The organism is Providencia sp. PROV252 (assembly GCF_033676005.1).
GTDB lineage: Bacteria > Pseudomonadota > Gammaproteobacteria > Enterobacterales > Enterobacteriaceae > Providencia > Providencia vermicola.
Genome location: NZ_CP096294.1, coordinates 1,232,412 through 1,246,920, shown reverse-complemented (window position 1 = coordinate 1,246,920; position 14,509 = coordinate 1,232,412). Strand labels below are relative to the sequence as shown.

Below are 14,509 nucleotides of genomic sequence, written 5' to 3'. Positions count from 1 at the left end.
TCCCTGCCTACGACCACTAATATTCATATTTTAGTCCCTAATTTTTAATACGTTCTGATAAAAATAGTCTTACCTTGTCTTGAATAGCTTCCCAATTAACAAGATTTGAAAATTCAAATGAAACACTATATTTAAGACCAAATTCAGGCATTAATGATAATAATTTACAACGCCGATAACTATCATCTAACTGTCTCCATGAACACTCCATTAAAACATTGACTTCACCATTATCTTCATCCCAATAGTAACCATACTTTATTATATTGACATCCACTTTATTACCATTAATATGTTTAAACTCAATAGAAACCTCATTAAAATAAAGTTCTAATTCCTCATCATAATATAACTCCCCCTTTCTTTTGAGGTACCCCATATCTAAATACACGTGTTTTCTATAACTCAAATATTTTTCAGGGTCTCCCTTTAATGGTTCAACATAAACCTCTATAATTTTAACATCATTACTAACCTCATTAGATGGTTTCAAATCAGACCAAGACATCCTCATTGGCAGAATTCTAAAATTAGCTTCACACCCTTTTTTATTTTCAATAAACCTTGGGTCAAAATAGCTATACCCTTCATATTCAGCAAATGGAAAAACATACTTGTCAGGAACCTCTATAACATTGCTATTAAACTGGCCACAGACAAACCCAGGTCTGTTGTTTGCATTAATTACACACGAGAATAGTATTAATGGAAATATTAAATAAATATTCAATCGCATATTCTATTTAAACCTTAATATTACTTTAAAATTTATTGAATAAGCTCCGGATGAGAATAAATGAATAAATCTTCAACAGCTTCCATGGTTTTTACCATTTCAATAACTAAGGGGATCTTTTTCATTCTATTTAACCACCGCTGGCTTAGCTTCTTTTTATCAACAGATTGGCTATCTGTCTCGAACCTCATTTTTGACCAAAGCTTAATAAATACGTTTACCTCAGCATTTGTTTCTGGGTGGGAAATAGCATTAAGAATATCTTGCCATAATTTATCTCGTTCAGCATCATCAAGAACATCGTAAATATCAGCAAAGAACCATGCATCATAAGGTAAATCTGATGCCTTAAACCCTTTTTTATTTATCATGACAGCTTCATGGAAATTAATATCCCCTTTTCTAGTTTTTTTATCCTTATTTACATCAAACCAATTTTTTAAAAACTCTATATGTGCCAATGCTGATTCATAGTGGAATTTCTTCATATTTTCCTTTGATAAAGGTCTTTTATATTCATCCATAGTGACATACATATAGCCATGGATAATTTCTATAAATATACTTTGTTTTTTATTTTTTGGTTCCAAACCTAAAGTTTGAAATGAAAAAAGCAGTAAAGTAATAAATAAAATAATAATGTTATAATTATTTTTTGCTCTATTCATTTCTAAATCCTATAGATTTAGTTTTAAGATTATTAGTCCACATACTATTAATGTGTTTCTCCATCTTATTTATTGTCGAAATTTGTCTTGCAATAGAAAGCCATTCAATACTTCTTTGTTGTTTTTCAGATGGTGGCTTAGCCGCTTCTATTAACATCGCGTACCATATTTTCATAATTAATGCTAATTCGTCCTTTCTACCACCTTTATTTATTGAATAAAGATAGGCTTTCCATACTATATCTCTTTCGTTTTCATCTATCACATTTAAAATATGTTCAAAAAACCAAATAGTACGAGACACATTCCTTTTATCTAATGATTCATGATATAAAACAATTGCTTTTTTATAATCAATTCCTTCATCAAAACACTTTTTATCTAGCTTTATAAAATCCGCTATAACCCTAACATGAGCTAACTTGTTATGCTTATATTTAGTTATATTTTCAGGCATTCTCATTGCGATATACATATAACTGAAATTCAACCCGGCGAGTAATTTTACCTTTTTATATTCAGATTCCCCATATGTTATATTCTTTTCATCCTTATTATTTACCTTTAGTGTTTGACCGCCATTACATGCTGTTAGTAATAAAATTAAAGTAAAAAATAAAAACCTCATATTTACCGCCTTTTATGTTGATAAAAATTAACATAAAAATAAATCAATAAAAAACATGCAGCAATATATGATATTTTTAAATATAGTTTTACCGCTATTTAGTTAAAAAATCATTTATTAGACAAAAGATAAACATCAATTAACAAATTCAAGAAATAATAAAGAAAACTGTATTTACACCTTTAAATTTAAAAAATGGATTAAAACCATTATGTTGCTAACCGTGATCTACCTGTCGTAATCACAACCTAAAAGTACGCTTTAGTTTCATTCCTTAACTAAATTCTTTATTATGTCTATAAAATTTTTAACGATTTTGCATCATTATTTACTGTACATATTTCCTGTTTAGCTTAGGATCTACCCTGACTTTGTTGATTAATCGTCCGAAGAGTGATATTTCATGGAACATGAATACGAAACAAAACGCCCTCTCTATATCCCCTATGCTGGCCCAATTTTACTTGAATTCCCTTTATTGAATAAAGGCAGTGCGTTCACTGAAGAAGAGCGCGCGAACTTCAACCTGCATGGCTTACTGCCTGAACAAGTTGAAACTATCGAAGAGCAAGTTGAGCGTGCTTATCGTCAATTAATTGATTTTAAAACAGATATTGATAAACACATCTACTTAAGAAACATTCAAGATACCAACGAAACCTTATTTTATCGCTTGATTGATGCCCACTTAACGGAAGTGATGCCAATCATCTACACTCCAACTGTGGGTGAAGCGTGCGAACATTTCTCTGATATCTATCGTCGTGCCCGTGGGTTATTTATTTCTTATCCAAACCGCGCACATATTGACGACATGCTGCAAAATGCCACAAAACAAAATGTAAAAGTCATCGTTGTCACAGATGGTGAGCGTATTTTAGGCCTTGGTGACCAAGGTATCGGCGGCATGGGCATTCCAATTGGTAAGCTGTCACTGTATACCGCATGTGGCGGTATCAGCCCTGCTTATACCTTACCAATTGTTATTGATGTAGGAACGAATAACCCACAACGCTTGAATGACCCGCTGTATATGGGATGGCGTCATCCACGTATTACCGGTGACGAATATAACGAATTCCTCGATGAGTTTGTGCAAGCAGTTAAGCGCCGTTGGCCAAATGTTTTATTGCAATTTGAAGACTTCGCACAGAAAAATGCGATGCCGTTATTAACCCGTTACCGTGATGAGCTTTGCTGCTTTAACGATGATATTCAAGGGACTGCGTCCGTAGCATTAGGTAGCCTCATCGCCGCCAGCAATGCCGCAGGCAGTAAATTAAGTGACCAACGTGTGACGTTCTTGGGTGCAGGCTCAGCTGGTTGTGGTATCGCCGAGCAAATTATTGCCCAAATGAAATCCGAAGGGTTAAGCGACGAAGAAGCTCGCTCACGCATTTACATGGTTGACCGCTTTGGTTTATTGACGGATAAACTCCCTAACCTGCTCGATTTCCAAGCTAAATTAACGCAAGATAGCGCTAATTTAGCCAGTTGGGATGTGGACAGTGATTCAATTTCGCTGCTGGATGTGGTTCGCAATGCCAAACCAACTATTTTGATTGGCGTTTCTGGCCAAGCTGGCTTGTTCACTGAAGAAATCATCAAAGAGATGCATAAACACTGTGAACGCCCAATTGTGATGCCATTGTCTAACCCAACCTCACGCGTTGAAGCTCGCCCAGAAGACATCATCAATTGGACAGACGGAAAAGCATTAGTTGCAACAGGCAGTCCGTTTAGCCCAGTGTCTTACAAAGACCAAGTTTTCCCAATTGCCCAGTGCAATAACTCCTATATTTTCCCAGGAATAGGCCTAGGGGTTATCGCGTCAGGCGCAAAACGAGTGACTGATGGTATGTTGATGGCAGCGAGCCGCGCATTAGCAAGCTGTTCACCACTGGCAAAAAATGGCGAAGGTGCTTTATTACCATTGCTATCGGATATCCAAGATGTTTCACGCGTTATTGCCAAACAAGTTGCCAAAGAAGCGCAGATTCAAGGTGTAGCAACCGTCACCTCTGACAGCGCTTTAGATGAAGCCATTGAACGTAATTTCTGGAAACCAGAATACCGTACTTATAAACGTACCTCGTTCTAATTTGTTGTTTATTAAATTGAAAGGCGCATATTTTATGTGCCTTTTTTTATTTTCTTATTTGTCTGAAAAAAGAGAAAATACCCGAGTTCAGATAATGGTAAATTGCGCTAATGGCTTAGCTTATTTAATATATCAATACAAAGCGAAGATAGGATATTGAAATGGCTGACCCTTTAGAGACACACACTCCCCATAAACCGAAGTTTTCCATTTGGGCCATGGCACTCACCTTATTGATAGTCGCCATAAATATCACCGTTTATTTTTATCAGCTTACCTATGCAGCGCCCCTTGATTCCCAAGAAAATAACTTATTAATATTTGGTGCAAATGTTTACCAACTCTCCTTAACGGGGGATTGGTGGCGCTACCCGATGAGTATGGTGTTGCATTCAGGGGGCTTTCACCTCGCCTTAAATACCTTGGCTCTGTTTGTAATAGGGATTGAATGTGAGCGGACATACGGCAAATTCAGATACCTCGCTATCTACCTATTTTCAGGTATTGGTGCAGCCTTTTTTAGTGCTTATTGGCAATATAGCGAGAGTATTCGTGAAGCCACCAGCCGTGCATCAATGAATTCATGGAACAGCTTATATTTACCTGATAATACGGTTTATATCACTGTGAGTATTGGTGCGTCAGGTGCCATTATGGGGCTTGCTGCCGCTTCGGTTATTTATCTTTTAAAAGCCCTGAATAAACCCAACTTGTCCATCGAAGAAAAAAACCAATTAAAACGCCCGCTGTATAATATCATTGGGATGATTGCTTTAACTTTAGTGAATGGTTTGCAGTCTGGCATTGATAACGCAGCCCATATCGGCGGGGCTATTTTAGGGGCAGTCATTAGTGGAGCCTTTGTTCTCGCACCGCAATCTACACCGTTGTCGAAACACCTTTCCAGTCTATTGATTTCAGTGATTGCAGCGGGATTACTTATTTTCGCGTTGCAGCACTATTCGTCCTCGCAAGATGAAGACCTAAATGATGAGCGCGTTTTTATTTACCAAGAAATGGAAAAAGAACTGAATCACTTAAAGAAATGGGATTTAGATTAGCTCACTTGCCCTATTATTCACAATATCAATAATAGGGCTATCTGTTTAAAAAGAGAATAAATTCAGTGTCATCATGACTGCACTGCAGGTGATCAGTAACAGGGTAATGTATTGAAATGTGCGCTCTGACAGGTGAACCAGCAAATATTTCGCCACTGGCATGACAATCAATGCGCCCACACATAAAATAAGCGCCAGTTTTAAGTCAGTATACCCTTCCTGCGCATAAGCCAGTGCCGATGACCCCGACAATACCGTTGTGACAAAAATCGAGGTGCCTATCGCCTGCTTAATATTCAATTGCATGTAACGTAACAACATGGGCAAGACGACCACGCCACCGCCAACCCCTGTCGCCCCGAGAACAATCCCCGCTAATACTGCAGGAAGTGCCATGGACTTCAATTGGGAGGCCTGCACTACAGTTATCTTTGCTGGCGCGGCGAAAAACATTCTCTGTACAAATAAATAAAGGGAAAAAATAATTGCAGCTGCAACGAGAAGATTAATCCCCCACTCAACTTGTTTTTCATATCCCTCAAGACTACCCAGCCATGTCACCAACAAACTGGCTAAAAACGTACTTGGCAACATAATTGCTAAAACAATCATTGCCCCTTTGAATGGGATATTCCCGAGGCGAAAGTGCATATATGAGGAGGATATTTTCATCAACATCGATAAAAAGTTCGCTGTTGCCACCGCAGCTAATGCATTTAAGCCGAAAAAGTAGGTGAGTATTGGCAAAACAATCACCCCACCGCCAACTCCTGTAGTGCTAATAATCAATCCGATCACTGCACCGATGGCTAACTCCGTTAAAATCATTAATTCTTGCCTTGTATCAGGGCTCGCCGCCCTTTTTGCAGTGCTGTATCAGCATCACTGTCTGCGAGAGTAAGGTATTTAAAAAACAGCGTATCGAACGTCACCATCTGCAAAACTTGTGGGGTAATGACCCCAAGCTGCGTGTGCTGTTCATCATAAAAGTACGGTAAAGTGAAATCGGCCAGCTTTGTCGCTTCATCTTGCCCAAAACGGCATAAGGCAACAGTAGAACAACCTGCTTCTTTAGCGGAACGCAACATGTTATTGATTTCTTGTGTATTTCCACGCGCAGTCACTGCAATTGCAAAATCATCGGCACTCAAATTTGCAGAATAACTCAGTTGAACATGCAAGTCATAGCTAAATAATGTGTGCTTGTTTACCCTGATCAGTTTATGGAAAATATCACTCGCTACAATCGCTGAAGACCCAATCCCAAACAACACAATACGTTTGGCATTAACCATACGCTTAGCGACCTCATCAACCGTTGACGGTTCTAATAGCTCAAGGGATTTTTCAATCGCTGAAATAAACATTTGCCCCGTTTTTGCAATAATTTGAGACGTATCATCACTGCGGCTCAAATTACCATACAGGCTTTCCGCTTTGTGTTGCTTCTCATCGGAGAGATAATCCACCTTAAATTCAGGATAGCCACGGTAACCCATTTGGCGTGAAAAGCGAATAACAGACGCGCTACTAACCCCTGCCGCTTGAGCTAACTCAGCAGCATTCATGGCAATTAAGCTTTCGCGATTATCAAGTAAAAATTTCGCGATCCGCTGTTCAGTGCCTTTACCTCTTGTCTGCAAGCTTTCCAGTTTTACCGTCAGTGTCGACATGGCTATTCCTTATTTAATTATTTTTCAGGATCGGTGAAGCCTATTATCATACTGGCAATGAATCCGACAATCCATGCACCTGCAACAGCAATGAGGAAATCAAGGATTTGGCCATCACCCACTAATGGGATTAACGATAACCCTGCGGTACCAAATGGAATGATAATACCCACATGGAAAAACGCCATTAACGCCCCGCCCGCTGCACCACCAATACAACCCGCAATGAAAGGTTTGCCTAGTGGCAATGACACACCGAATAACAGCGGCTCACCCACACCAAAGATCCCCACAGGTAACGCACCGACTAAGGTTTTTTTCAGGCGTTGGTTTTTGGTTTTTAAGAATACCCAGAAACAAGAACCCACTTGCCCCATACCGCCCATGGCTAAGATAGGGAATAAGTAATTTAAACCAAAAGTTTGTAAGATTTCTGCGTGGATTGGGATTAAGCCTTGGTGTAAACCTGTTAACAATAAGAACAGGAAGCTGCCGCCTAAGATCCCCCCCGTTGCGACCGCACCGCCACCACTATTTAATAACGCAACGGAGACCCCTTGCGCCAAAATTTGGTTTAAATAATGACCCGCAGGTTGGAATACCGCAATTGCCACCATCGCTGAGACTAAAATGGTCACAAATGGCGTCACTATCAGATCTAAACTCTCTTTGATAATGCTTCTAAACCACACTTCAAATTTGGAAGAGAACACCACCACCATCAAGACCGCAAAAATACCGCCGCTATTTGGCACTAATTTTGAGCCAAATAAAGTGATATCCGCTAACCCTGGCATTGACAACAAGCCTGCCATCACAGCACCAATCGATGTTGATGCCCCTAACTCTTTTGCGGTATTAACCCCAATCATAATCGATAGGTAAGCAAACACCGCACTACCAATTAACTTCAATAACTTGAACAGCTCAGGGAACTGATCGACCACTTCAGGTGCGACTAAACGGACGATATTAATCAGCCCCATAATCAGACCACAACCAATTAGTGCAGGAATGGTTGGTACGAAAATCGCGGCTAATGTATTGAGGGTACGGCGAATTGAGAAACCTTTTTTCTTTTCAGGTTCTGTATTTTCTATGCTTGCTGCGCCGCTGCCTTGCATACGTTTATTCATCACAGAAAACACTTTTGCCGCAGTTCCCATACCAACGATCACTTGCTGTTGTTCACCGTTAAAAATAACGCCTTTTACCCCTTCAATTTGCTTTAAAGCTTCGGCATCAAATTTTTCATTATCTTTTAAGACTAAACGGATGCGAGTCATACAGTGAGTCAATGTTGCCACGTTCTCAAAGCCGCCCGCATATTTTTCTATTTCTCTGGCGAGTACTTCCAGATGTTCTATTTTATTAGCCATATCGTTCCCCTAATGTTGGCAAAGCTATTTCCATAACTTACCCGCATTTTCCCATTTATTAACGGCGAGTTTCTAACAAGCTATCCAATGTAGTATTTGGATGTTGTTGAACGAGTTCCGTTGCTTGCTGTGCATTAATTTGTAATTCAAACATCAAAATTGCGCGTCGCGGATGGTAGTCCACTTGCTCTAATAACTGTGCTGCGGCTTCGGTATCAATACCGCAAACTTCACTGACAATGCGTTCTGCACGGCGCAATAACTTATAATTACTTGCGACAACATCAACCATTAAATTGGTGTGAATGCGTCCTAAACGCCCCATCACACATGTGCTTAACATGCCTAAAATCATTTTTTGTGCAGTGCCACTTTTCATCCGTGTTGAGCCCGATAACACTTCAGGCCCAACGTCAGGAGCGATAGCTAATTTCGCCACATCACTGATTAGCCCATGACCCCGCGTAGTGATCGCGACAGTTAGCGCCCCAACTTCATTGGCATACTCAATACCTGCAAGGGTAAAAGGAGTTCGCCCGCTCGCCGCGATACCGACAACCACATCCTTTGCAGTGAGGTGGCGTTTTTTTAACTCATCAATAGCCGCATCCGTTGAATCTTCAATATTTTCAACTGCTTTTAGCATGGCATTATGGCCACCTGCAATAATGGATTGGACTAATTCAGGGGAGGTACCAAAGGTTGGGGGGCACTCCGCACTGTCTAATACCGCCAGACGACCAGAGGTACCTGCGCCAATATAAAATAGCCGTCCACCTTGTTTCATGCACTGTGCGATAGCATCAACCGCTTGCGCAATATTCGGTAGAACTTGTTGGATAGCCCCAGCAACTGTCGCATCCGCTTGGTTAATCGCAGTAGCCATCGCTAACGTTTCCAACCGTGAAAACTGTAATGTCTCATGGTTGAATTCATTTTTTAGGCAGTCGCTCAGTGTATTTTCCGCTAGAGACATTAAAACGCCCTCACATTGAAATTATATTTCATAAAAAATTACTATATATGAACTTTAATTTCAAATAAAATCACAACAAATGAATATTTTCGTCAGCGAATATGATCGCTCTCACAGTTCATTCAAGGAAAAATGATGTGTTTGCCGGCCATGAAAGACCGGCTATCAGGTTACTTCACAAATTTGCAGGTACCAAAGGCTGATGGGATATGGAAATCTGGTTTCACAGAATCTGGTTTAATCCAGCTAATCCATTTGCGAACTTGTTTTTCTTCACCCGCGCTGAATTCACCACGCAAAATAGCACACATTAACGTTTGCTTGTCTTTGTCTTGCCACAGGTTTAGACGCGTGAATTCATCCAAATCGATTTTCCCTGTTAATACATAGCCATTCGGTGTCATTTCCCCCACTGTTTGCAACGTTTCCCAGTTCCAACTTGGGTCAACCTCACGATAGTAGTTGGCTTTTGCATCGAACGTGCGGCCTTTTGGGTCCATTTCCGCAGTATAATAAGGTTTAAGCTCAGGGCTGGTAGCAAAAAACAGTTCAACACGGTCAGAATCTAGCACCGCTTGGTCTTTATCGGCGTTATCACCTAGCTGAATGTCTTTATCATCCGCGATAAAGCGAAAATAAAGGGCATCATCACTCCAAAGCGCACGGAAGTCGGTTTTTGGTGGTGTTTCTTTTTCCCATGGATAAATAAAGTCGGTTAACACTTCAGCTTGCTGCCATACGGCTTCGTTTTGTGCATCATTTAGTGATTTTAATTGATCAGTATGGTTGATTTGGTACTCTTTCGCCGCAACACTGGCTGTCACTAACATCGCACCAGCGGCAAGTAATGTGGTCAGTTTCATATTTCCCTCACGTATCAGATTTTCATATTTGTTTTATGGACTGATGATTCCCACCCCAAAAGAAATGAAATTTCATCATCTATATTAAATATAGAATTAAAATTTCAAAACAAACAGACAATCTGTGGTAAAAAATTTCGCTCTGTGAAGCAACTCACTGTTTGAATAATCTTCACTCACCCATTTTTCATCCAATATCTGATTAATTTTAAATCGATTTTTAGGTTTAATAGCGGTCAACTTTGAATCTGTCCTCAACATTGACATGACTTTACGTTGGGCGACTTGCGTCACTAATTTAAGTCAAGTAGCCTAGAAGCGAGTCTACTGAGGCTAACACCTTCTTATTATGATTTTTATTTTCAAGGCTAGGACATGAGGAAACGTCTGCTTATTGGTCTTCTTATTCTTGCAGGGATAGCAGTTACGACCATTATTCTACTTGATCGCTGGATTAGCTGGGATACTGCACCCTATATCTATGAAGATGTAGCGCAATTACCTGCCCGTGATGTTGGCATGGTACTTGGCACATCCAAATACTACACCTCTGGCGCCACTAACCTCTATTACACCAACCGAATCAATGGCGCGGCACAAGCCTATCACAGTGGAAAAGTAAAATATTTGCTACTCAGTGGTGATAATGGCGCTCATAATTACAATGAACCCATCAATATGCGTAAGGATTTAATTAAAGCGGGTGTTCCAGCCTCTAAGATTGTGATGGATTTTGCGGGGTTCCGTACTTTAGACTCGGTTGTCCGTACCAAAAAAGTGTTTGATACCGATAACTTCACGATCATCACGCAACGCTTCCACTGTGAGCGTGCCGTTTTTATCGCTAAACATAAAGGGATTGATGCACAGTGCTATGCGGTTCCAGCACCTGCTGGGATGTTCAAAGTTCGTGTCCGTGAAGTGTTCGCTCGTTTAGGCGCTCTCGCTGATGTGTATATTTTAAAACGTGAACCGAAGTTTTTAGGTGAGCAAGAATCCATTCCTGCTCCGATAAAAATGCCAGATGGCATCAAAGGCTACCCAGCCGTATCACCTGATGAAGTCAGCAAATTAAATTAACTTATCCATTCACTTGGTTTAATTTCTCAGTTAACTTCCGCCATACCCATTCAAGCGGGCCTTGATTGAAAAATCGTAACCAATAATACGAAAACAAAATATTTGCCAACCAAACAGGCGGGATAAAAGCCAATAACTCAAAACGGGTAAATTGCGCAAAATACCCCAGATGGTAAAAAATAGTGGTGCAAATCAGCGTTTGTAAAATGTAGTTACTCAACGCCATTCGACCAATATTTTGTAACCATGAAATAACCACAGCATGCTGAATCTGCCCCCAAAAACCATATACCAAGGCAATATAACCCAGCGCCTGAAAAGGAATGACTAGCTCATTAATGATGTAGCCAATAATTGAGGTAGAAAAATAACTCCATCCAAACTGGCTCTGCCCATATAACGCAACCACTTGAATAAGCAGCGAAGGGACAATAAAAAACAGCGCCATACGGCGATAATGCATGGCACTAAATTGCCCTCGTAGCCAACCATTTCGGATTAATAATGCTCCAATAATCATCAATGCAATAAGCTGCCAACCATACTGAATAAATAGCATTTGAAGCATCGCTTGGATTTCTTTCATGCGATAAATAATGCCCTCAATACCACCCACTGTTTTTGCACTGTATTCGAAATATATTTGTTCATCTGAGGTCTGCCAAAAACCTTGAGGGTCAACTCCCCAACCTAAAATAAGCAGAATAAGTAAACCAATGAAATAAATGGATGCCGCTATTTTCAATAACGCCCTATCATCGTATTGATTCAATAAATACGTAGCCACCAGCCCCGTTAATGCATAAGCCAGTAGAATGTCACCATCCCAAAGACCAATGCCGTGAATCACCCCAAATAAGGCTAAAATAGACAAACGTTGATGGTTCCACCTTAAAGTTCGAGGCTGCAATAGCGCTAATGTGGCACCGAATAAAATCGAAAAAATAGCGAGGACTTTCCCTTGAAAAAACAGATTAAATACAATCCAAACAAAGGCTTCAGAAGGTGGTGTGCTGGCAGTGTAATAAGGGTTTAGATAGGCCGCTAATGGCAAAGCAAAACCAAAGATATTTAATAAAAAAATACCAAGAATTGCCATGCCACGAACGGTATCAAGCTGCTTGATACGGCTTGATGATGTAATGATTGCCATAGATTATAGATGGCGAACCGCACGTAAAAACTCTTGCCGTGTATTTTGGCTCGACTTAAACAACCCACCTAACGATGTTGTGGTGGTAGCACTGGTTGCATCACGGATGCCACGCGCTTTTACGCAGTAATGTACCGCATCAATGGAAACCGCCACATTCGTGGTTCCAAGTAATGTTTGCAATGCCACTAAAATTTGCTGTGTCAAACGCTCTTGAACTTGCGGACGTTGGGAGAAAAACTGCACTATACGGTTGATTTTCGATAACCCAATCACTTTATCTTTTGGGATATAAGCCACTATCGCTTTACCGTCAATAGTCACAAAGTGATGTTCACAGGTACTGGTTAGCGTGATATCACGAACCGTCACCATTTCATCCACTTTCATTTTATTTTCAATTAATGTGATTTTAGGAAAATTGGCGTAATCCAATCCTGAAAAGATCTCATCAACATACATTTTTGCAATACGACGAGGCGTGTCAGCGAGGCTATCGTCAGTTAGATCAAGGTTGAGCAGCTTCATGATCTCTGTCATGTGCCCTTCAATCAGTTGCTTACGCTCATCGCCTGATTTTGGCTGAATACGCAAAGGGGTCTCTAACCCTCTGGCTTCCAACGCAGCGTGAACTAATTCGGCCTCTTTACTGAGAGATGACATGTGATCCTCCACAAATGGTGTGACTATTTTTATAAAAATGCAGGTGTGCGCCGTACTCTAAAACAGCAGGTGCAGATAATCCAGTACAACCGTTACAACATGTGTGAAATATTTGCATTCGCATCAACAACATTATTCACTATGGTAAACCCATTACGGCAAATCACTATCATTTATAAAATATGATTAGCTAAATATTTATTAATAAATCGGTTTGCTTCCGCGACAGTAAACCAATAATCCCCCCACTACCAATGCGATAAATGCGATATACAGCGCAGGCTCTAATTTTCCTGTTAAAGCGGTGGAAATAAATGACAGTGTTGGCCCAACTAACTGACCAATAGCGTAAAAGGTAGTCAGCAGCCCCGCCATAAAACGATTGTGATCAGGTGCCAACTCGCGGCCAAGTTGTAATGCTAATTGCACTGTACACATAAACCCTGTTCCGACCAATATTGCAGAGATAACCAGCCCTGAAATACTCGGGATCACTTCTGCAAGCAATATCCCCATCCCTTGTAGCCATAAGCTAATCGCTAACCGATTACGGGTTGTTGATAAATTTCGCAGCAACATCGCAAATAATATACCGACTACCGCAGATGCCCCAAAAACAGGCCAAACAAACTGAGCAAATAAGCTATCAGGAAAACGTTGTGCGGCCATTTGTGATAAAAAAGTAGCTGGCAAAATATAACCAAACCCAGCGAGCCCATAACACCAAACCAAGCGTTTGATTTCAGGGGTTAGGGTTAATTTTTTAATTTCCCCCGCTGGCCGTTGCCATTGCCCCGAGCGAGGTAAATAACGGCTGATGTACAGGCTCAAAATCAGCGCCAATACACCATAAATTACCCACGCTTCACTCGCCGTTAAATGCCATCGTTGGATCGCTACCGCTAACATACCGCTAACGAAAATTCCCGTTCCCGTTCCCGCAAATACCGCCACACTAAGAGCTGGTCGGTTAAGTCTCGCCAAGGTTTCATTGGCCCAAGCTGCGACCAACACTAACGCAATGCCACTTGCCCAGCCAATCACAAAACGGGCAATACTGTGTAATATCGGACCATTAAGCAATGCACTCAGTAACGTGATCACTACCGCCCCCCACACGCCCAACCACATACGCCTTTCTACATATGAACGTGCTCGCATCGCGTCAAAAGAGCCTAGCAAGTAACCAAGGTAGTTACATGCAGCCACAATACTGGCACTCGATAACGTTAATTGGTGTTCCTCAATCATTAGGGGGACTTGAGGCGTTAACGTAAATCGCCCTATTCCCATTACCACAATTAACGACAGAAAACCTGTAAAAGCAATATGAAAAGCAGCAGCACTGCGGCTTGGTGAGGTTACAATCGGCTTTATTGACACAATTCTCACTCGTTACGTTCTAGAAACATTGCACCTAGAATAGTTTACTTTTTTACTATTTAACATTAATACAACAAAAACCGTTTTATCATTTAGTGCATTTATTTGTTCTTTATAACCGTAATATCTGCTCAAAAGCTATCTG

The 14,509-nt window shown here is 40.6% G+C and carries 14 protein-coding genes; 3 read left to right on the top strand and 11 right to left on the bottom strand.

What is annotated here, in order from left to right; translation table 11 throughout:
- Nucleotides 1-37: 37 nt before the first annotated feature.
- From M1F05_RS05485 to M1F05_RS05475, 3 genes are read right to left on the bottom strand one after another with little or no spacing between them, the layout of a single operon-like run.
- On the bottom strand, nt 38-736 hold the full coding sequence (locus tag M1F05_RS05485) for a hypothetical protein (protein ID WP_206085383.1): 699 nt from the start codon (nt 734-736) through the stop codon (nt 38-40).
- Nucleotides 737-768: 32 nt separating this feature from the next.
- Nucleotides 769-1,404, bottom strand: coding sequence for a hypothetical protein (locus M1F05_RS05480; protein WP_206085382.1), 636 nt, complete (start codon nt 1,402-1,404; stop codon nt 769-771).
- Nucleotides 1,397-2,032: a hypothetical protein gene (locus M1F05_RS05475; protein ID WP_206085381.1), complete on the bottom strand. Its 636-nt coding sequence runs from the start codon at nt 2,030-2,032 to the stop codon at nt 1,397-1,399. Before M1F05_RS05475 ends, M1F05_RS05480 begins: the two co-directional genes overlap by 8 nt.
- A gap of 403 nt (nt 2,033-2,435) precedes the next feature.
- Here M1F05_RS05475 and M1F05_RS05470 point away from each other — a divergent pair, with 403 nt between their 5' ends.
- The gene (locus tag M1F05_RS05470) at nt 2,436-4,133 is read left to right on the top strand and encodes an NAD-dependent malic enzyme (RefSeq protein WP_206085380.1); all 1,698 of its coding nucleotides are present in this window, start codon (nt 2,436-2,438) and stop codon (nt 4,131-4,133) included.
- 161 nt (nt 4,134-4,294) lie between these two features.
- Nucleotides 4,295-5,194, top strand: coding sequence for a rhomboid family intramembrane serine protease (locus M1F05_RS05465; protein WP_206085379.1), 900 nt, complete (start codon nt 4,295-4,297; stop codon nt 5,192-5,194).
- A gap of 45 nt (nt 5,195-5,239) precedes the next feature.
- On the opposite strand, the gene M1F05_RS05460 is transcribed toward M1F05_RS05465, so the two are convergent.
- From M1F05_RS05460 to M1F05_RS05440, 5 genes are all read right to left on the bottom strand, one after another.
- Nucleotides 5,240-6,022 carry a sulfite exporter TauE/SafE family protein gene (locus M1F05_RS05460; protein WP_206085378.1) on the bottom strand — a complete coding sequence of 261 codons (783 nt, stop codon included), beginning with the start codon at nt 6,020-6,022 and terminating at the stop codon, nt 5,240-5,242.
- Nucleotides 6,022-6,867: a MurR/RpiR family transcriptional regulator gene (locus M1F05_RS05455; protein ID WP_206085377.1), complete on the bottom strand. Its 846-nt coding sequence runs from the start codon at nt 6,865-6,867 to the stop codon at nt 6,022-6,024. Before M1F05_RS05455 ends, M1F05_RS05460 begins: the two co-directional genes overlap by 1 nt.
- 17 nt (nt 6,868-6,884) lie before the next feature.
- Nucleotides 6,885-8,246, bottom strand: coding sequence for a PTS transporter subunit EIIC (locus M1F05_RS05450; RefSeq protein WP_206085376.1), 1,362 nt, complete (start codon nt 8,244-8,246; stop codon nt 6,885-6,887).
- Between the two features lie 58 nt (nt 8,247-8,304).
- Nucleotides 8,305-9,222 (bottom strand): N-acetylmuramic acid 6-phosphate etherase, encoded by a 918-nt coding sequence (murQ, locus tag M1F05_RS05445; RefSeq protein WP_206085375.1) that lies wholly within the window; start codon nt 9,220-9,222, stop codon nt 8,305-8,307.
- A 170-nt stretch (nt 9,223-9,392) separates the two neighbouring features.
- Entirely contained in the window at nt 9,393-10,085 is a 693-nt protein-coding gene (locus M1F05_RS05440) for a carbohydrate-binding family 9-like protein (protein ID WP_206085374.1), read from the bottom strand.
- A 375-nt stretch (nt 10,086-10,460) separates the two neighbouring features.
- Here M1F05_RS05440 and sanA point away from each other — a divergent pair, with 375 nt between their 5' ends.
- Nucleotides 10,461-11,165 carry an outer membrane permeability protein SanA gene (gene sanA / locus M1F05_RS05435; protein WP_206085373.1) on the top strand — a complete coding sequence of 235 codons (705 nt, stop codon included), beginning with the start codon at nt 10,461-10,463 and terminating at the stop codon, nt 11,163-11,165.
- A 1-nt stretch (nt 11,166) separates the two neighbouring features.
- On the opposite strand, the gene yeiB is transcribed toward sanA, so the two are convergent.
- The 3 genes from yeiB to M1F05_RS05420 form a co-directional block, all read right to left on the bottom strand.
- The gene (gene yeiB, locus M1F05_RS05430; RefSeq protein ID WP_206085372.1) at nt 11,167-12,318 is read right to left on the bottom strand and encodes a DUF418 domain-containing protein YeiB; all 1,152 of its coding nucleotides are present in this window, start codon (nt 12,316-12,318) and stop codon (nt 11,167-11,169) included.
- Between the two features lie 3 nt (nt 12,319-12,321).
- Nucleotides 12,322-12,981, bottom strand: a complete 660-nt coding sequence (gene folE / locus M1F05_RS05425; protein WP_206085371.1) for a GTP cyclohydrolase I FolE — start codon at nt 12,979-12,981, stop codon at nt 12,322-12,324.
- A 201-nt stretch (nt 12,982-13,182) separates the two neighbouring features.
- On the bottom strand, nt 13,183-14,364 hold the full coding sequence (locus M1F05_RS05420; protein ID WP_272516337.1) for a YbfB/YjiJ family MFS transporter: 1,182 nt from the start codon (nt 14,362-14,364) through the stop codon (nt 13,183-13,185).
- Between the last annotated feature and the right edge of the window lie 145 nt (nt 14,365-14,509).

Excerpts from the sequence above, each read along its gene's own strand:
- M1F05_RS05460 (WP_206085378.1), bottom strand. The coding sequence starts at position 6,022 with ATGATTTTAACGGAGTTAGCCATCGGTGCAGTGATCGGATTGATTATT.
- M1F05_RS05485 (WP_206085383.1), bottom strand. The coding sequence starts at position 736 with ATGCGATTGAATATTTATTTAATATTTCCATTAATACTATTCTCGTGT.
- yeiB (WP_206085372.1), bottom strand. The coding sequence starts at position 12,318 with ATGGCAATCATTACATCATCAAGCCGTATCAAGCAGCTTGATACCGTT.
- M1F05_RS05465 (WP_206085379.1), top strand. The coding sequence starts at position 4,295 with ATGGCTGACCCTTTAGAGACACACACTCCCCATAAACCGAAGTTTTCC.
- M1F05_RS05440 (WP_206085374.1), bottom strand. The coding sequence starts at position 10,085 with ATGAAACTGACCACATTACTTGCCGCTGGTGCGATGTTAGTGACAGCC.
- M1F05_RS05480 (WP_206085382.1), bottom strand. The coding sequence starts at position 1,404 with ATGAATAGAGCAAAAAATAATTATAACATTATTATTTTATTTATTACT.
- sanA (WP_206085373.1), top strand. The coding sequence starts at position 10,461 with ATGAGGAAACGTCTGCTTATTGGTCTTCTTATTCTTGCAGGGATAGCA.
- M1F05_RS05450 (WP_206085376.1), bottom strand. The coding sequence starts at position 8,246 with ATGGCTAATAAAATAGAACATCTGGAAGTACTCGCCAGAGAAATAGAA.
- murQ (WP_206085375.1), bottom strand. The coding sequence starts at position 9,222 with ATGTCTCTAGCGGAAAATACACTGAGCGACTGCCTAAAAAATGAATTC.
- M1F05_RS05475 (WP_206085381.1), bottom strand. The coding sequence starts at position 2,032 with ATGAGGTTTTTATTTTTTACTTTAATTTTATTACTAACAGCATGTAAT.
- M1F05_RS05470 (WP_206085380.1), top strand. The coding sequence starts at position 2,436 with ATGGAACATGAATACGAAACAAAACGCCCTCTCTATATCCCCTATGCT.
- M1F05_RS05455 (WP_206085377.1), bottom strand. The coding sequence starts at position 6,867 with ATGTCGACACTGACGGTAAAACTGGAAAGCTTGCAGACAAGAGGTAAA.
- folE (WP_206085371.1), bottom strand. The coding sequence starts at position 12,981 with ATGTCATCTCTCAGTAAAGAGGCCGAATTAGTTCACGCTGCGTTGGAA.